At 29.1% G+C, this 18,489-nt stretch carries 13 protein-coding genes; 8 read left to right on the top strand and 5 right to left on the bottom strand.

Translation table 11 applies throughout. The features are described 5' to 3' along the window. Positions 1-13 precede the first annotated feature (13 nt). The 4 genes from pglX to HW275_RS06845 form a co-directional block, all read right to left on the bottom strand. A complete protein-coding gene (gene pglX / locus HW275_RS06830; RefSeq protein ID WP_178935822.1) occupies positions 14-3,730 on the bottom strand; it encodes a BREX-1 system adenine-specific DNA-methyltransferase PglX in 3,717 nt (1,238 codons plus the stop codon). Between the two features lie 299 nt (positions 3,731-4,029). Next, a complete protein-coding gene (gene brxC / locus HW275_RS06835; protein WP_178935823.1) occupies positions 4,030-7,611 on the bottom strand; it encodes a BREX system P-loop protein BrxC in 3,582 nt (1,193 codons plus the stop codon). Positions 7,612-7,739: 128 nt separating this feature from the next. Next, the gene (locus HW275_RS06840) at positions 7,740-8,318 is read right to left on the bottom strand and encodes a DUF1788 domain-containing protein (RefSeq protein WP_178935824.1); all 579 of its coding nucleotides are present in this window, start codon (positions 8,316-8,318) and stop codon (positions 7,740-7,742) included. Beyond that, the gene (locus HW275_RS06845) at positions 8,318-8,920 is read right to left on the bottom strand and encodes a DUF1819 family protein (RefSeq protein ID WP_178935825.1); all 603 of its coding nucleotides are present in this window, start codon (positions 8,918-8,920) and stop codon (positions 8,318-8,320) included. Before HW275_RS06845 ends, HW275_RS06840 begins: the two co-directional genes overlap by 1 nt. A 500-nt stretch (positions 8,921-9,420) precedes the next feature. Between HW275_RS06845 and HW275_RS06850 the strand changes: the two genes are divergently transcribed. From HW275_RS06850 to HW275_RS06885, 8 genes are all read left to right on the top strand, one after another. Continuing rightward, complete coding sequence (locus HW275_RS06850) at positions 9,421-10,392, top strand: site-specific integrase (RefSeq protein ID WP_178935826.1); 972 nt, start codon at positions 9,421-9,423, stop codon at positions 10,390-10,392. 111 nt (positions 10,393-10,503) lie between these two features. Continuing rightward, positions 10,504-11,841 carry a signal recognition particle protein gene (ffh, locus tag HW275_RS06855; protein WP_178935827.1) on the top strand — a complete coding sequence of 446 codons (1,338 nt, stop codon included), beginning with the start codon at positions 10,504-10,506 and terminating at the stop codon, positions 11,839-11,841. Between the two features lie 143 nt (positions 11,842-11,984). Continuing rightward, positions 11,985-12,476, top strand: a complete 492-nt coding sequence (locus tag HW275_RS06860; RefSeq protein WP_178935828.1) for a hypothetical protein — start codon at positions 11,985-11,987, stop codon at positions 12,474-12,476. 231 nt (positions 12,477-12,707) lie between these two features. Then, complete coding sequence (locus HW275_RS06865; RefSeq protein ID WP_178935829.1) at positions 12,708-13,751, top strand: glycosyltransferase family 9 protein; 1,044 nt, start codon at positions 12,708-12,710, stop codon at positions 13,749-13,751. 47 nt (positions 13,752-13,798) lie between these two features. After that, the gene (tsaD, locus tag HW275_RS06870; protein WP_178935830.1) at positions 13,799-14,821 is read left to right on the top strand and encodes a tRNA (adenosine(37)-N6)-threonylcarbamoyltransferase complex transferase subunit TsaD; all 1,023 of its coding nucleotides are present in this window, start codon (positions 13,799-13,801) and stop codon (positions 14,819-14,821) included. Positions 14,822-14,915: 94 nt separating this feature from the next. After that, positions 14,916-15,434, top strand: coding sequence for an ImmA/IrrE family metallo-endopeptidase (locus HW275_RS06875; RefSeq protein WP_178935831.1), 519 nt, complete (start codon positions 14,916-14,918; stop codon positions 15,432-15,434). After that, positions 15,434-16,954 carry a hypothetical protein gene (locus tag HW275_RS06880; RefSeq protein WP_178935832.1) on the top strand — a complete coding sequence of 507 codons (1,521 nt, stop codon included), beginning with the start codon at positions 15,434-15,436 and terminating at the stop codon, positions 16,952-16,954. The genes HW275_RS06875 and HW275_RS06880 overlap by 1 nt, the downstream gene beginning before the upstream one ends. Next, positions 16,954-17,454, top strand: a complete 501-nt coding sequence (locus tag HW275_RS06885) for a hypothetical protein (RefSeq protein ID WP_178935833.1) — start codon at positions 16,954-16,956, stop codon at positions 17,452-17,454. Before HW275_RS06880 ends, HW275_RS06885 begins: the two co-directional genes overlap by 1 nt. Before the next feature lie 200 nt (positions 17,455-17,654). Here the strand turns inward: HW275_RS06885 and HW275_RS06890 are convergent, their stop codons facing one another. After that, complete coding sequence (locus tag HW275_RS06890; protein WP_178935834.1) at positions 17,655-18,479, bottom strand: HAD family hydrolase; 825 nt, start codon at positions 18,477-18,479, stop codon at positions 17,655-17,657. Positions 18,480-18,489: the final 10 nt, after the last annotated feature.

Below are 18,489 nucleotides of genomic sequence, written 5' to 3' on the forward strand. Positions count from 1 at the left end.
TCCTCCTATAATTTTATTTTACCTTCCCCAATATCTCATACTTCTTCCCATCACGGCCAGTCTGCACTTTTTCATAATTGACCTTCACTCCGTCATCCAAATCAATCGAAATATATTCTGAAGACAAGTGATTCATCTTCTCATCAAATTGTTTACATTCATCAAGCTGTAATTTTATCTTTTTCAGCTCCTGCTCAGCTTTTTTTCTGTTGTTATTACTTTCAATTTCATCCTTCAGAAAACTTGCCCTTCTTTCATAATGTTTCTGTAGCTCATGTAAATATCCAATTCTAACTTTTGCTGTAGTCTGTTCATTATAACGGTGCATATAAATCAATGCCTTAAATCCATTTTTCTTCCCTGCATCATAAAGCCAGTAAATTGGTCTTTTTTTGTATCTTTTCAGATGATCGTCATAAAAACTTTTCAAGAAATATTCTCTTATAATATCTTTTGGAACATCATTTTTATTAGACAAGGCCTGTGCGATAAATTTAAGATTTTCTTCAAGCGTTTCTTCTCCATAGACTGTTTTTACAAATTCTACAAATCTTGTAACAATATCATCACTAAAATATTCACTGTCTGTAATTGGAATACAGTTATCTTCATCAGGGATAAATTTGATATATTTATTTTTATCAAATTCTCCTCCTGCAAATGCAAGTCCTTCCTCATCAGGTGAATAACGCCCGAACATACATCCAAAAGCATAGGAAATAAATTGTTTTACAACATCTGCTTTTGTCAGAACATAGTTATTCCCTTTAATTTCATCATTTATTTCATCATCTGTATCAAATATTTTAGCTATTGTTATATCTTTATCACTTACATCTGAAGTCAGTTCATCCTGCAGTCTATAAATATCAATAAAAATTCTATTTAATTCCTCTTCATTTTCCTTCAATTTTAAAAACTGATTATTTGTAAATTCTTTATATTGACTATATGCTTCTTCTATTAATGTTATTTGTGTTTTATCAATTTTCTTATTTTCAACATTCCCATTTTCTCCTATTTTTACATTATCAAATTCTTCCACATATCTTTCAATATTAACCAATGGACTTACTTTAAAATCCCATGCCGTCTCAAATGTATTCCAGTCATATTTTGAGATTTTGATACAGTCATCAACTATTGAAATTACTTTTGGTTTTATTTTTTCGTTTTCTATAACTGGGAAATTAGAAAAATTACCAATTTGTAAATGAATAGTTGGATTTAAAATTTTAAATATGTAATCTGAAATTTTTGTAGACAATAATCCCAATACATATTTTAGTTTAAAAGTACTATCTGAAAATGCTGACATTCCTGTTACATCATGTATACTTCCTTCTTCTCTGTATCGTATTGCAAATCCTCCACTTGTTATATCAGACCAAGTAACTGCTTCTTTAAAATAATATTCTGTATTTTGTGGTCTTGATCTTAACTTCCCATTACCATCCTTAAAATTCCTTATTTCATTACCATTATTTTTCCAATTCACTAAATAATCGTAGTTTCCATACCATTGTCGTCTTTCTCCACCTTTATTATATGGATACCATTTATATTCATTATTTTCTGTTTCAGTTATTGATTTTGTATTATAGCTTATTTTCTCTTCTTCCACTTCATACCACTGTCTTAAAAATCTATCATTATCTGCTGTCGCTAATCCTTGTTTTGGCTCTATTAGTTCAGAAGTTTTTATTCCTTTTTCAAAATCTTCCAACAAATTTTCACTAGCCCAATATCCTATTGGCATTCCTGGTATTTTTTCAAAGTTTTCTTTTGCTTTTCTAAAATAATATTTTTTATCTTTATTTTCTATCGTTTCTAAAAACTTATTTCTTTTATTTTTTTCTCCTGGAAAATCAACTAATCTTATATAGCTTCCCTTGAAGTTATTTATTTTATTTTTTCTTTGAATCCATATAGTTGTCTGTACTACTTCACCGCTTATTTCATCGAAAGCTCTTGTTCCTAGATGTACCATATTCAGTGTTTCTATTAATGTCATTTTTTCCCTTAGTTTCTCATAACTTGATAAAAACATCCACCCATGCATTGTAATCATTGAACAAAATCCATTTTTATCAGTTAAACTATTACATTTCTCAATAAACACAGCAAACATATCCATCTTACTATCTGGATAATTCTTTTTTGTATACTTTGATAGCTTGGAGTCCATTATTGAACTCCCCATATATGGTGGATTTGTTGCAACTACTTCATATTTTTTTGATAGTATTTCTGATGTTTTTATTACATAATAAAATTTATTTTTTATTTCTTCTTTTTTTAATTCATCAAATAAATTATAGAAATCTGTATTTTCTATTTCTGATAATCTATTTTTTATTTCATTATAATCTATTTTTGGTGCTTCTATTAAGCTCCCATATTCTCTTGCATCTAAAAATGAATTATAAATTAAATCAAGTTCTTCTTTTATTTTATTATTTCCATTTGAAATAAAATCTATTATTTCTTTATTAATATCCTTACTTTCTTTTGTATAACAGATATTTAATTCCAATTTTTTAGAAAAAATTCTTTTATAATATTCTCTTGCCTTCATCATTAAAGCAAAATATGCCAACTGATATGCTCTTTTATCTATATCAAGACCATAAATATTATTTTCCAGTATTGACTGAACAGCATCTCTGTTGGAATAACCTAAATTTGAATAAATATCCATTAATACATCAAAAGCGTAGACAAGTATATGTCCACTTCCCATACATGGATCTATTATTTTTATTTCTTCTAATTTCATTTTCTTATAATTTTCATTCAGTTTTTCCAGTTTACTTTCAATTTCTTCTTCCTGTTTTTCTCTTTTTACAAGAAATTTCCATTTTTCCTCTAAATTTTCATTTGGATGTCCTTCCAGCCATAAATTCCCTAAACTATTTTCCACCATATATTTTACTATCCATTTTGGTGTAAATAACTGTGTCTTTGCAGGGATATCATCCTGTTCCACTTTTTTTCCTTTTTTAGTTTTTTGGTCTACTTCCTTTTTCTTTTCTTCATTATAATACTGATAAAGCCACCCAATAACCTCAATCTGTCCCTCTTTTTCCACATCAAAGCTCTCTTCAGGTACTTCATCCACTAACTTTCTCAAAATCCCCTCTTCATCATTTATCGAAATTGGCAAAAGCAACTCTGAATAATCTTCAGTTTCTTCAAATAATTCAGGCAATATTTCATTAAGTTTATTACATTTTTTTATAAATAAAAATTTGAAAAGCTCTTCTATTTTGTTCTCTTCTTTTAACTTATATACATAATTTTTTTCATCATTTGAAAATTCCAGGTCTGTATCAAATACTTCCCTTATTATTTGAGGTTCCCTGTCATTTTCCCTGTCAGAAGATAAAATTCTTATTCCATCAGGAATATAATCATTCACTTCCATAAATCTAATAGCAATAATTCTGTTAAACCAGGTATATGCTATTTCCTCAACCAATTCATCAAAACATTTCTTAAAATCTTCATCTTTCTCTCTTGCTTTTAATACCTCAATTATTTTTTCCCTCTGTTTGACTTCCTTTTCATTAAATTCCTGTCCATTAATCTTCAGATAGTCGTCTTCTTTTACAGTTTCTTCTCCTGTCCCTTTTTCAGTAATCCCCATCAATTCCAATTTTCTTTTTATATCATCTTCCATTTTTTCTTTTGCATTTACTGCAAAATTTCTTAATGCGACTTTGTCCATATATTTTATATATTGTAGTAAAATAAAAAACTACAATTTTTCCTCCTTGTTATTATTTTCAAAATGAACTTAGGTTAGCAGAATAGTTTTTTCTACTATTAAATCAATAACTATTTCCAAATATTTTTCTTTTATTTTGTCCATACACATCACTCCTGTCTTATGAAAAAAGTATTCAAAAACTTTTACAATAAGTATTAAAAACAATAATGTACATAAAAATACTATATCATTACTTGCTAACCCTAGCTCTGCTAGCCTAAGTTCACTTTATTAAAATAACCCCCCACCTTATTTAACTAAAATTCCACTTCCACAATCTCACTCTCTTCCAGTTCTTTTTCCAGTTTTTTTCTCAATTTTTCAAGATAACTTTCTATATCTTCTTTGCTTTGTATTTTCCATACTCTATCTTTATTTATTTTAGCAATTCCTATTACTTTTGGTTTCTTTATTCTTATTGGAATTGCTGGACTTTCTTCTACTGCATCATCTGTTTTTAAGTTTACTCTTATTTCCTCTTCCTGTTTTTCAAATTCATCAAGAAGTTTACTTTTCAAATTTGAAGCTTCTTTGTCAAAAGTTTCTATTTCCCTTATATTTTCTGACTTTTCAGCATTTCTCAAAATTTCAGAAAAGCTTTCTTCAACTTTTTTAGTAAACTTTTCTTTTAATTCTTCATTTTCCGTATACAGTCTATCCAATGTTATTTCTTTTGTCTCTTTTATTTTCTCTAAAATGGGATTTCTTCTTTCAGATAAAATCTGATTATAATTTTCAGTAAATTTTTTATTTAATTCATTCAAATCCTTAATTTTATTGTATGGCTTTTTATCATTCAATATTTTATTTATATCTCTTACAATTTGTTCAATCTCTTCATCTGAAAAATAATTTTTAGAAACAGTATACTTTTCATACAGTTTAACAGACTCATCCCATATATTTTTCTGTTCTCCGGCAAAAAACTTATCTATAGGTTCCACATCTTCAACATAATCACAGTAGTCATCTTCATGACCTAAAATCTCATCGAATATTTCTCTTGTATCTTTCAATACAAGTATTCTTTTTAAAAGTCTTTCTCCATTTTCCAATACATCCTTGCCTGGATAATTTTTATTCTTATAATTTCTTTCCAAATCTTCTATTTCAGTAAGTTTTGCCCTTGTCAGCTCTTTAAAATCCCTCACCATTTTATCTGTGTCTTCTGAATCAATACTTTTTCCAAACAGTTCATCTGCTACAGTTTTCATTGCTCTTATGCTCTTGTTATCTATCTTTTCCTTTATTTCAAGATAAACTCTTTCTCCACTGTCTTTTTTTACAATACTTTCTATAATATTCTCAGAAGTTTCATTTAACAGGCTTAAGTTATTTCCATTTCTTTTAAGCTCTATTTCTCCATCTTTAAATGCTCTTGCAACTATCCATTCAATGTCTCTATCATTCCAACCAAAAGGAGCTTTTGAAAAGTAATCCTTTACTTCCTTTATATTTATTTTCAGTCCCTTGTCCTTTTTAAGTTTTATATGATTTACAACTTCCTGTATTGCATTTACATTATCTTTTTTTCTTTCAGCAGTAATTAACGTATCTTCCCTATCTTCAAAAATTTCCCTTATATCGCTTTCTCCCATAGACTTTGTAATATAGTCCAGTTTGTTATATACTTTGTTTACTAATTTCCCTAATGCTTCTGTTATCTTGGTTTTATAGTCCTTTGCATTAAGAGAGAGGTTATTTCCTCCTACATAGTATTTCGCATTTCTAAGGGCCTCTTCCAGCATTCTTTCTGAACGTTCTATATGTTCCTTACGCTCTGTACTCTTTTTTTCCTTTATGATACTTCCTTGCGGTAAATCATCAGCCTCTCCTGATTTTAAGAATTTCTCTATTTTTATATCCATCTCTATTGCATTTATATAGAAACTATTTTCTCCTAAATCAATAAATACTGAATTTTCCTGTGTACTTTTCATTAACAGGGAACTTTCATTTCCACTGTAATCAGAATTTGGAGTAACTATATTTATTCCTATATCATATGTATCTTTCCCTCTTGCATTGTCATCAACTTTCTGATTAAAGGAGAAAGTATAATCTTTAAATTTAGGTGACTGATATTTTTTCTCTGAATAGAATTTATCAAATATTTTTTCTGAAATTTTTCTCAATATTTCATTCATATCCACATCAATTTTATCAATCATTTTCTCTACTTCCTGCTCTTCATTTGTCAGGAATATATACACATCTCCAGATTTTTGTACAAGTGTCTGTTTTATAAGTACATCTAGTGCTTCCTTAACCTTTTCCTTTAACACTATTCTATCTTCATTTATATCTTCAACCATTAATGTAGTAATATTTTCCAGTGTCCCCTTTATTTCCTTAACATACTTAATCATAAAAAGAACTTTAAGTACATTCACATTAAAGCAGTTTTCTTTATTTTCAGAATTGATATAGCTGTTTTTCATAGCTCCTGTTATGATAACCGAATGTGAGTGATCCAGAAAACTTTGAAGTCCATCATAAAATTTATCGAAGGAAACAAGTACTCCTGTTTCATCTTCCTTATATTTTTCTGCTCCTTCCTTAAACATCGCAAGCATCGAACGCTCTCCTTCAGATAAATGTTTTCCGCTTGAGCTATGTTCACGAATAGAAGTCAGAACATGTGAAAGTATCTTAAACTGATAAGGAATAAAAGGATAAACTTTCTGAAAATCTTTTATATCTGAATAAATCTTCTTTTCAACTGTATCATCAAATAGAATAAGATTTCTTATTACTGATTCCTTTTCAGAATAAACTAAAGAAAGTTCCTTTTCAGCATATTCATTTTTTTCTAAAATTCTCTTTTTTATAACTTCTGACACATCTGTAGACGTTAAGCTGATTCTAGTTTTAAATCTACCCTGTATTTTAGAAAAATCATTTCCTTTTACTTTTGTAATAGAGTCTATAGCCTGCTGAGATGTTACTACTACCCATGCTTTTCCTTTACAATATACTCCTAAATCTTCTGTTACAGTTTGCAGATTCAGCATCAAATCAGTATTTTCTCCTATATACTGTCCAACTTCATCTACAAAAAATATTACATGATGATTATTTCCTTTTTTCTTAATATATTTATCAATCATTTTTGCAAAATCTTCTATCGAAATGGAATAGTCCTTTCTAGAAGATTCAATCCAGTTATTTGCTTCTTCTTCTGTCATAAATCCTATTTCTGCCAAGGCTTTTTTAACTTTGGAAGTTTCAAAGTTAAAATTATTTCTTCTCTCTTCCCAATTTTTTCTGGAAATTTCTTCAAATTTTTCTTTAAACTCCTCATATTTTCCAGCTGAAACCAGTTCCCTCTCTAAATCTGCCACATGTGGTTTTGGAGAGAATCCCTGCATTTCATTAAATACTTTCAAAAATACTTTCAGAATATCATCTTTCCCTTTATTTCCAGTACTTTCACTTTTAGAATCAATATTAAATAAAATAGAGTCTGTCGAAGTTTGACAAGCTCTTTTCATATCTGCAATAACCATTTCATCTTTTACTTTATTATCTTCCAAAAAATAATCAATTGCTTTTTTCCCATTAATTTCTTTATTTGAAAGCAGATAAGATAGTATTTTCAACAAATGTGACTTCCCGCTTCCAAAAAAACCGCTTATCCAAACTCCCATATCATCTGTATTTCCACTAATTCCCTTACCATATGCTGAAAAAAAATCCCTAAAATGTTTCTGCAATTCATTTGTTACTACATATTCTTCCAGTTCCTGCTTTATATTTTCCTCTTCCTTCTGTCCTACTTTTATTACTCCTTTAATATCTCTGTCAATAGGTTTTTTAAACATCTCTCTTATTTTCATAAACTCTTCTGAAGCTATATTTTAAAAAGCTCCATACACTCCTCTCTATTCATATATTATCGTTTTATGATTTTTATAAAATTGTTTAACCCCCAACCTATTTTCCTATCCTAAATTATTTTCTCAGATTACTTTATCAATGGAAAAGCCCTGTAATAATTATCATCTTTAAATTCTCCAAATAATTCCAGTGACTGTCCATCATATTTTCCTGGATAAAACATCACTACTGGAGCTCTGTCAAAAATTTGATGCAGATTATTTAATATTTTATGCGAACGCACAAATGGAAATATTTTTCCAACTCCTGTTAAAAAGACAATAGCTTTTTCAGGTGTATTTTCTTCTATATATTCTGCAAAGTAATTGCTATCATCATTCATTCGAAGTAAATCATTTACAGACTCCAAAAGATAGTTCATTCCATCATTTTTTTCCATTTCAAAGCAGTCTTCCAGATAGCATTCAGATTCCAGCAGTTCAATCATCAGGTCATACACATCATAAACTTTCAGTTTATATCCATCTCCAAATTCCTTATCCTTTTTTACTAACTTATCTATATATTCCCTTACAAGAATTTCATCTTTAGGATCATAATCGAAAACATAATATGCAACTTCATTTCCAAGTCCTTTACCATTTAAAAAAGAAGTCTTTCCTATTTCACTTTCTATTTTCCCTAAATCTATTTCTGTTTTTGTCATTACACTTCTCCTTTTAATGTTTTTATGTACATTTCCATATTATTTTCCCTTAATAATTTTTCCAGCTCATAATCCAAATAAACTTTTCTATATAATATCTCTTTGTTTTTTTCCTCAAGTAAACCTGCTTCTTTTAAATAATTTCCATATGTGCCTTGCATTCTTTTCAGTGTTTTTTCACTAAACTTTGCTACGTCTTCATTTTGCTCTGCTTTTTCCTTCAGAAACTTCATAACGATACCCGGATTATATTCCTTTGTTCCAAGCAACAGTTCATTTCTGTATGAATTGTATACATATTCAAAAAATAATTTATCAGTTCCCATTATAGATAAAAGATTTATTACTTTTTGAGTTCCCGTATCACTTTCAAAAAATAGTTCCTTTATTTCTTTTGGAAGTACTTTTATTCTTTTATTTATCTCGCTTATAATTCTTTTTCCATAATCTTTTGACGGTGCAGAAAAAATATTTTCTTCATCTTGTAATTCTTTAATTTCACTTTCGCTTTTTCCCTCTATCAAAAGTTCCAAAAATTTCTTAAATTCCAAAAACCAAAATCCCTTACTTACAATTCCTGCACTATATTCTTTTTTTCTCATTTTTATCCTTTCAGATTATTAATTTTCAACAAAGTTTGTTACTTAATTCTTTATGTAAGGATATTCAATTACTAGACTTTTACAATTTTGTTTAATATTTGTTTTTATTAAATTATTTTTTAGGAACGTCGTGATTTTTTGGAAATAAAATTGACTGTTTGAGCGAAGTTTAACGTAGCGAGTTTCAATTTTGTTTTCAAAAAATGCTTAGACAAGCGGGGATTGTAAAGGGGATGGCGATTGATCCCCTTTACTTTATAAAAAAGAAAAAATATAAAAATTATAGGAAGAATATTTATTAACAATAAAAAATAAGATTTAGTAGAAAAGACTATTAATTTCATTTGTATAGTATGAAAAAAATAACAAAAATATATGATTTTATGGTATAATACTTAGTGAAATAAATTTTATGAATTAAGTAACAAACTTTGTTAAATTTACTAAACATTTTTCCAATAATTTAGTAAAATATAAAAAACTAAATTTAGGAGGAAAATATGACTGCAAAAAAACATTTAAACAAGAATTTGAAGTACGGGGAATGGCTGGATGTTTGGCTTGAAAGAGAAAAAAGTTTTATTAAGGAGTCAACTTATGCGGCTTATACAAATATTATTGAAAATCATTTAAAGCCTGTATTTGGGAAAAGGAGAATTGGTGATATTACAAATGAAGATTTACAAAATTTTATTCTTTTAAAATTAAATGCCAATAAAAAAGATTTAGAAAAAGGACTTGCGCTAAAAACGGTCAAGGATATGGCGTCGCTTGCAAAAAGCACCTTAAATGCGGCAATTCAAAATAAATTAATACCATTTCAGAATTTTCACTATAAATTTCCTGTTTCTTCCACAAAATTATATTTAAAGACTTTTACTAATTCTGAACAGAAAATACTTTTTAATTATCTTATTTCCCATCAGAATTCAAAGAATCTAGGAATCTTACTCTGTTTGCAGACAGGGTTACGGCTAGGGGAAATATGCGGGTTACAGTGGAAGGACATAGATTTTGAAAAGCGTACCCTGACAGTTTGCAGAACTTTACAAAAAATTTATATAAAGAAAAAAGATAAATCCTGTTCAAAAGTCATTATTAGCACGCCAAAAACTAAATATTCAAATCGTCAAATCCCTCTTAGTAACGAATTTATAAATTTAATAAAATCATTTCAGCAAAACGAAAATTACTATTTTATAACGAACGGCAAAAATTATCTAAAACCTCACTGTTATCGATATTATTATCAAAAACTCCTCCATTTCCTGACTCTCCCGAAACTTACATTTCACAGCCTTCGCCACACTTTTGCCACTCAAGCCATCGAACTTGGAATCGACTGCAAGACTGTTTCAGAAATTTTAGGGCATTCCAGCGTAAACACCACTTTAAATTTATACGTCCATCCCAAAACCGAACATAAACGTAAATGTCTTGACTTAATTTACCAAAATCTTAAAGGCAGGTAACCAAATCTTTCCAATCATCTTGTTTTTTCCCCCATAATATGTTATCCTATAATCACGAAAATTAAAAAAATATACAAGTAAAAATATATAAAATAAGGAGAAAAATCAATAATGTTTAATAATTTAGGAGACAGATTTAAGGATATATTTAAAAAAGTCAGTGGACAGGGGAAATTGACTGAGAGCAATATGAAGGATGCTTTGAGGGAAGTGAGGCTGGCACTGCTTGAGGCGGATGTAAATTATAGCGTGGCTAAGAACTTTGTGGCAAAGATTCGGGAAAAGGCGTTGGGAGAGCAGGTTATTAGCGGGGTTAATCCTACGCAGCAATTTGTTAAGATTGTAAATGATGAACTGGTGGAGGTACTTGGAGGTTCAAATGTTTCGATTGTCAAGGCTGATAAAAATCCTACTGTTGTAATGCTTTCTGGGCTTCAAGGGGCTGGGAAGACTACGTTTGCCGGGAAATTGGCAAAGCATCTAAAATCGAAAGGGGAAAAGCCGTTTCTGATTGGGGCGGATGTTTACAGGCCTGCTGCGAAAAAGCAATTGAAGGTATTAGGAGAGCAAGTGAAAGTTCCAGTGTTTACGATTGACGAGAGCACAGATCCGCTGGAAATTGTAAAGCAGGGGATTGAGGCTTCAAAGGTGGAACATGCGACTTATGTGATTATTGACACGGCGGGAAGACTGCATATCGATGAGCAGCTTATGGGGGAGCTTCAAGATATAAAGGACAGTTTTAATCCAAATGAGATTTTGCTTGTGGTTGATGGAATGACTGGACAGGATGCGGTTAATGTGGCAAAAGAGTTTAATGAGCAGCTTGATATTACTGGGGTTGTGCTTACAAAGCTGGATGGGGATACTCGTGGAGGAGCTGCCCTTTCGGTAAAGGAAGTTGCAGGAAAGCCAATTAAATTCATAAGTGAAGGGGAAAAACTGGACGATATAGCACCATTTCACCCTGACAGGCTTGCTTCACGTATTCTTGGAATGGGGGACGTTGTTTCACTTGTGGAAAAGGCGCAGGAAGCTATTGATGAAAAAGAAGCCAAGAAAATGGAGGAAAAATTTAGAAAAAACCAGTTTGACTTTGAAGATTTTTTAAAGCAGTTTAAAATGATAAGAAAAATGGGATCAATTGCGGGAATTATGAAAATGATACCAGGAGTTGACACAAGCATGATTGACATGGGAATGGCTGAAAAGGAAATGAAAAAAGTTGAAGCGATTATTTTTTCAATGACAGTTCAGGAAAGACGTGATCCGAAACTTCTAAAAAATGGAAGCCGTAAAATGAGAATTGCCAAAGGAAGCGGAGTTCAGGTAAATGACGTAAATAAATTGATAAAACAGTTTGAGCAAATGAAACAAATGATGAAAATGTTTAACAGTGGCGGTATTCCAGGACTTAGTGGAGGATTTATGAAGGGAAGAAGAAGATAGGGATATATTAATTAATATTGTAGTTAATTATAATTTTTTGTAAATACTGGAAAAATAGTAAGAATGAAAGTTTTAAAAATATTGTAATTAATAAAAAATTTAAACTTTTGAAAATAGTAAAAGATAAAAAAGGAGGAATACAGATGAAAAAATTAATTTTAGTATTATTTATTATTTTTGGAACTCTTTCGTTTTCAGCTTTAGACAAAGTTGTAATCGGAGTTGTTAATGACAATTATGAAAATCCGATAATAAGCGGAACAGCAAATCGTGGAGGGCTTGCAAATCTTCTTTCTAAGCTGAAAAAGGATGGAGATTTTGCAAAACAGATGTATAAAAATCTTTCAGATGCAAATAAAGTTGAGTTTATTATTGAAAAACACGATGAGTCTGCACTTTTGAGCCTTTTAAAAGTATTTGAAAAAAATAAATACAAAGGGCAGGTGGAAGTTACAGAAGTAGCCGCATCAGAAAACAAGAATATTCGTCAAATCACCACAAAAAACGGCTGGACTTACAACATCTATCCTTATACAAGCGGGATACCGGGAACTGTAACAATTTCAGGAACTGATACTGACAAGGGAGAATTTATACAGGATTTATTCCAAAAGGCAAAAGCGGCGTTAAAATAGGCTAGTTACGATTTAAAGAGGGCAGGATTTTTATGAATGCTCTTTTTTATTCATAAATCAAAGTGTTTGACTTATAATAGTTTTAAATTATAGAATACGTTTGAATTCTTATAAAATTGAACTGATAAAAATAAAAAAAGATAAAGTTTAAGTAAAATAGTCAAAATTTTTAAGTTTGGTTTTAAAGTGTTGTTATCAAAAAAAGAGATTTTATTTTAGAAGAGGAAAAATATGAAGATATTAATAATAAGATTTAGTTCATTTGGAGATGTGGTGCTTACAACTCCGGTGATAAGAGCGATTAAGGAAAGGTATCCAGAGGCTGTGATAGATTTTATAGTTTACAATACTTTTTCTGAGGCAATTTCATTGAATCCTGAAATTAGGAATTTGATAATTTTTGATAAAAAGAAGAGCAAGGATAGAAATTATATAAAAAATATGGTAAATAGGCTGAAAACAGAGAATTATGATTATGTTATTGATTTACATTCTAAATTTTTGTCCAGAATTATTGGAAAAAGTCTTGAAGCTAGACACACTCAGTATTTCCGGTATAAAAAGAGAAAATGGTGGAAAACTATACTTGTAAAAGCGAAACTTATTACATATAATGCAGATTGTACAATTGTTGAGAGTTATTTTACAGCATTGAAAAAACTGGGAATAAGTTTTTCTGATAAAAATATGAAAAATGGATTTGGAGATAATCTAGAATTTTATATTGATAAAGAAATGGAAGAAGAATTTGTACAAAAATATGATTTGAAAGATAGAAATTATTTTGTGCTAGCTCCAGGAGCCTCCAAATTTACGAAAAAATGGCCTTATTATGATGAACTGGCAAAAAAAATTCTGGAAAATGAAAGTAAGTTTGTAAAAAATAATGAAAAATTGAGAATTTTTGTGATAGGTGGAAAAGAAGATGCAAATGTTGTAAAAGCCGATGGAGATGGACGATTAATTGATTTGTGTGGAAAAATATCTTTTAAGGAAAGCGGAATATTGCTAAAATATGCCAAAGCAGCAATTGTAAATGATTCAGGCCCTTTCCATATAGCTAGAGCCGTAAAAGCCAAAACTTTTGTATTTTTTGGACCAACTGATCCAAAATTATTTTCCTTTGAAAAAAGCACATTTTTGCTAAATAATCCAAGCTGTCCGCCACATTCACTTTATGGAGAAGACAAATTTCCTAAGAAATATGCAGATTGTATGACTGGGATTTCGGTAGAAACTGTATTTGACAAAATTGTTAAGGAATATGACAATTAAAAATTAAAGAAAAAATGAAAAACGAAAAGAAGAAAGAGAGAAAAACTATGAAAATACTTGCATTTGAAACATCCTGTGATGAAACATCCGTTGCAGTTGTTGAAGATGGGAAAAAGATTTTAAGCAATATTATTTCCACTCAGATTGACATTCACAAGGAATTTGGCGGCGTAGTGCCTGAAATAGCCTCACGGCACCACATTGAGAACATTTTACCAGTATTTACCGAAGCTCTGGAAAAAGCAAACTGTCAATTAAGCGATATTGATTATATCGCTGTAACAAATACTCCTGGGCTTATCGGTTCCCTGCTTGTAGGCTTAATGTTCGCAAAATCCTTGAGTTATGCCAACAACATTCCATTAATTCCAGTAAATCACATTAATGGGCATATCTTCTCAAGTTTCATTGATAACGATGTAAAATTACCCGCAATATCGCTAGTTGTATCAGGTGGACATACAAACTTGTATTATATTTATGAAGAAAATGGGAAAATAATAACTGATTTGCTTGGCGAAACATTGGATGATGCTGTTGGAGAAACTTATGACAAAATTGCAAGAATATTGGGGCTGGAATATCCAGGAGGACCACATATTGATAGACTATCAGTAAACGGAGAAGATATTTTAAAAATAAAAAAACCAAAAGTTGACGGCTATAATTTCAGTTTTAGTGGGATAAAGACTTTTATAACTAATTATGTAAATAACCAAAAGATGAAAGGCAATGCTATTTCAAAAGAAGATATTGCAAAATCTCTTCAGGAAATTATTGTAAATGTTTTGTATGATAAAATATTGACGGCTGTGAAGGAAAAGGATGTGAAAACGATACTTGTTGCAGGTGGCGTTTCTGCTAACAGACGGCTTCGTGAGAAATTTTCAGAATTTAAAAATATTCAGACTAATGAAGGTGAACAAATCAAAGTTCATTTTCCAAAAATGGAATATTGCACTGATAATGCAGCAATGATAGGCGTTGCGGCTTATTATGACTTAAAGAATAATTCTCAACTTGAGCTGGGAAAACAGTATGATGTGGATGCGATTTCTACTAAAAATTAATATAAGCTATATTTAATTTTAATTTATAGTATAAACTAATAAATTATGTTATAATATTAGTGTAGTTTTAATTATATAAAAGAGGTGTTAATAAATGGAAAAAGAATTGATATGGGATATAGCAGAATCAATTGCAGAACAAATTAGACCAGATAGAGGAATGACTATGAGAAATTTAATTACGAATATTGGCGGTGAAATTTTAGATACAAGTAATATATTTGAATTGTCAGATGGCTCTATTGAAAAGTTACCAAACAATAATTTTAGAATCTTACTTTATAATGGTAATGCAACATTAGAAAGAGAAAATTTTACAATTGCACATGAATTAGGACATTTATTTTTACATATGGGATTTGGTACTGAAAGATGGGAAAATACTCCAGTTGGAAAAATTTTTAATAGAAATGGAAATTATGATGAAATAGAAATGGAAGCAAATCAATTTGCAGCTGCTTTTTTGATGCCTAAAGAAGAATATAGAAATATTTTGTATAAAAATGTAGATAATAATAACATAATTGATACTCGTATAATTGCAGAACATTTTGAAGTTTCAAGAGAGGCTGCATCAAATAGAGGGAAATGGTTAGGATATTTAAAATGGTAATGAAAATAAATGAAGCTACAGAAGAATTAATAAATGAATATGAAAAAACTAAAAAAGAGCAAAAAGAAATAAAAAATTTGAAACAAAGTGCTGTTTTATTTTTTTCTTTTGACATTACTGATTCATCAAAATATAAAACTATGAATTACCTATACTGGCCAATAATAATTAATAGACTTCTTAAATATATAGAAAGAGAAGTATTAGAAAATTTAGAAGAATGTCAATTATGGAGAATTTTAGGCGATGAAATAATTTTTATAAAGCAGGTAAGTAGTTTAGAAGAATTGTGGAATGATATAAAGATAATAAATGATAGAAAAGATTTTATTATAAATTCTTTGAAAAATGGAAATTTTTTTGAAAAAGATTTAGATATAATAAATAATGAAAACTTAAAAAAATCAATGCATTTAAATAATACTCTTTCATTGAAATCAGCTGCTTGGATAGGTTTAATTATCGATCAAACTAAAAAAAATGATTATTTTTCTCATCCCTATGGAAATATTGAAATAATTTATAAAAGCCAAAAATTAGGAGAAAATTATCAAATTTATGAGTTTTTAGGTAATGATATAGATGCAGGATTTAGGATATCTAAAGCTGTTACGTCTCAGAATTTTGTTATAAGTTTTGAACTCGCTTACTTTTTATATAAATATATGAAAAATATAAGTGAGCAAAAATTAGAAAAAGATATCACTAAAGAAAATAATAATTTAATGCATGTAATTACGTATAAAAAATTTAAAGGCATTTGGGATGAAAAATTATATCCTGTAATTTGGTATTATAAGGGTAAAGCAGAAAAACTTGAAGAAAATTTTCATTATAACGATTATTTAAATAATGAAATAATAAAAGAATTTATAGACAATCGAGATAAATTAGAAAAGTCTAAAATTATAAATGGAATAAAAAAAGAAATGTTTACAATTAATGATTATTTTTTTGAAAAGATAATTAATGATAACAATTTATCTAAAAAAATTAACGAAATAGAAAAAAATATAATAGACACTCCAAAGAATGAATTGGTTAATACTCCAACAAAGTTAGAATTACATTGTGCAGTTATGTGTTATAAAAATAAAGAAGAACCTGAGATTTTAATAGCCAAAAGAAGTAAGGATAGAGAATACGAACCTGAAAAATGGGAATTTGGATGTGCTAAAGCAGAAATTACACAAAAATTGAGTGACAAAATTAAAGATGAGTACAAAAAGGATTTTAATATTGACATAGAACTAGAACTTGAAACTGATAGAGAAGATCAGCAACCTAAACCATTAACAATATACACAGTAAATAAAAGAGGAGATTATCATCAAGGGATAATTTTTATAGCAAAAATAAAAAATGATAAAGATTTTAATTATGATCATTCAAAATTTTCAGATGCTAAGTTTGTTAAAGAAAGTGAGATAGATTCAATAAGTGGTAAAAAAGTTAAAGATTTTAAAAACTCATTACAAAAAGGATTCGATTACATAAAAAAGAAAGGAGAAAATGAATAATGGACGAAAAATTGACAAATAAATTAGAAAAAATATTTGAAAATATAAATAGTTGGTTATTATTTGCTGAAGCGAAACATGGAGTTTTAATTGGAGGAATATTAGTTTTGATTTCTTGTTTAAAAGACATACCTCATAATAATTTTGTGATAATAGGGTTAGGCTTATCCTTAATAATTTCATTAATTTCTTTTTTTCCCATAATTAGATTCATGCCTAAATTACAAATGAATACTAGAAATAATAATTTGTGTTTTTATTCAGATATAGCTAATTTTACAACTAAAGAAGAATATTTATCTGCTGTTATGTTAAAATATTTCCTTAGTAAAAATTTAGATAACATAAGTAAATATAATTTTGATCTTTCAGAAGAAATATTAATAAATTCAAAAATAACTACTAACAAATATACTTTATTTAAATTTTCATTAACATTTTTTATTATTGCATTAATAACTATTTTTATATCTTATTTTAAGATATGTCTAAAAATTTAAGATATCTAATATTTTATATACTGTCTTTATGGTTAATAAAAATTAAATGTTTAAATAATTAAAATAAAGAGGTTGTAGTCACAAAGTAATAAGTTTATCAAATCATAAATATTATATATTTCTTTATAAAATTTCTAAAAATATATAATATTTTCGTAAGTAAAGTTATTCATGACTTATGAAACAACCTCATTTAAAAATCAAATATTTTTTGCTCTTTCCAAAAACAATTCCTGCAATTTCACAGCTTCCCCATCTTCCGTATTTTCTCCAACAAATTCAAAATCTTTTGGCAGCAGTTTTCTTAGTCTGTCGATGGAATTTCCCATTGCATAGCCTTTTCCAACCATTGTAAGCATTTCAAAGTCATTTTCACCATCGCCAAAGGCTACTGCATCCTTTAATTCCAAGCCTTCCCTTTCTAGCAGGAATTTTGCCGCCGCTCCTTTGTTTGCACCTTTTGCCATAACTTCCATACAATAATCGCTGACAAAGATGACATTTACATCGTCTGTTATTTTTAGGATGGCTTTTTCCAAGTTTGTAAGCTGTTCATGCTCTCCGATATAAAATATTTTTAATATATCCAAATTTTTTAGTTCATTTTTTGGAACTTCCTTAAAATTGACTTTTACATCTCTTGGAATTCTGTCATACACTTTTTGAGCCGTTCCCTTTGTGATAATCCAGTCATTTCCTGAAAAAATGTTTAGATGTGAACCTTCGGCAATATGTTCGTAATCCAGTCCCAATATTGCTTTTGCCGCTTTGCTTGATAATCCTTTTTCATAAATCATATTTCCGTCTGCATCAAAAATTCTTGCCCCATTTGCCGCTATAATCGGAATTTTTACTTCAAGCTGCTCAGTTACGTATCCAATCTGATCGTAACTTCTGCCTGAGGCGATATAAAACTTTATTCCGTTTTTTATTATTTTTTTTATTACATTCTTAGTAAATTTAGTAACGTGATGCCCTCTGCTTAGCAAAGTTCCGTCCAAATCGCTGATAACTGCTTTATACATAAATTTTTCC

The sequence above is a fragment of the Leptotrichia sp. oral taxon 223 genome, from assembly GCF_013394795.1.
GTDB lineage: Bacteria > Fusobacteriota > Fusobacteriia > Fusobacteriales > Leptotrichiaceae > Leptotrichia.

Excerpts from the sequence above, each read along its gene's own strand:
- pglX (WP_178935822.1), bottom strand. The coding sequence starts at position 3,730 with ATGGACAAAGTCGCATTAAGAAATTTTGCAGTAAATGCAAAAGAAAAA.
- brxC (WP_178935823.1), bottom strand. The coding sequence starts at position 7,611 with ATGAAAATAAGAGAGATGTTTAAAAAACCTATTGACAGAGATATTAAA.
- HW275_RS06840 (WP_178935824.1), bottom strand. The coding sequence starts at position 8,318 with ATGACAAAAACAGAAATAGATTTAGGGAAAATAGAAAGTGAAATAGGA.
- HW275_RS06845 (WP_178935825.1), bottom strand. The coding sequence starts at position 8,920 with ATGAGAAAAAAAGAATATAGTGCAGGAATTGTAAGTAAGGGATTTTGG.
- HW275_RS06850 (WP_178935826.1), top strand. The coding sequence starts at position 9,421 with ATGACTGCAAAAAAACATTTAAACAAGAATTTGAAGTACGGGGAATGG.
- ffh (WP_178935827.1), top strand. The coding sequence starts at position 10,504 with ATGTTTAATAATTTAGGAGACAGATTTAAGGATATATTTAAAAAAGTC.
- HW275_RS06860 (WP_178935828.1), top strand. The coding sequence starts at position 11,985 with ATGAAAAAATTAATTTTAGTATTATTTATTATTTTTGGAACTCTTTCG.
- HW275_RS06865 (WP_178935829.1), top strand. The coding sequence starts at position 12,708 with ATGAAGATATTAATAATAAGATTTAGTTCATTTGGAGATGTGGTGCTT.
- tsaD (WP_178935830.1), top strand. The coding sequence starts at position 13,799 with ATGAAAATACTTGCATTTGAAACATCCTGTGATGAAACATCCGTTGCA.
- HW275_RS06875 (WP_178935831.1), top strand. The coding sequence starts at position 14,916 with ATGGAAAAAGAATTGATATGGGATATAGCAGAATCAATTGCAGAACAA.
- HW275_RS06880 (WP_178935832.1), top strand. The coding sequence starts at position 15,434 with ATGAAAATAAATGAAGCTACAGAAGAATTAATAAATGAATATGAAAAA.
- HW275_RS06885 (WP_178935833.1), top strand. The coding sequence starts at position 16,954 with ATGGACGAAAAATTGACAAATAAATTAGAAAAAATATTTGAAAATATA.
- HW275_RS06890 (WP_178935834.1), bottom strand. The coding sequence starts at position 18,479 with ATGTATAAAGCAGTTATCAGCGATTTGGACGGAACTTTGCTAAGCAGA.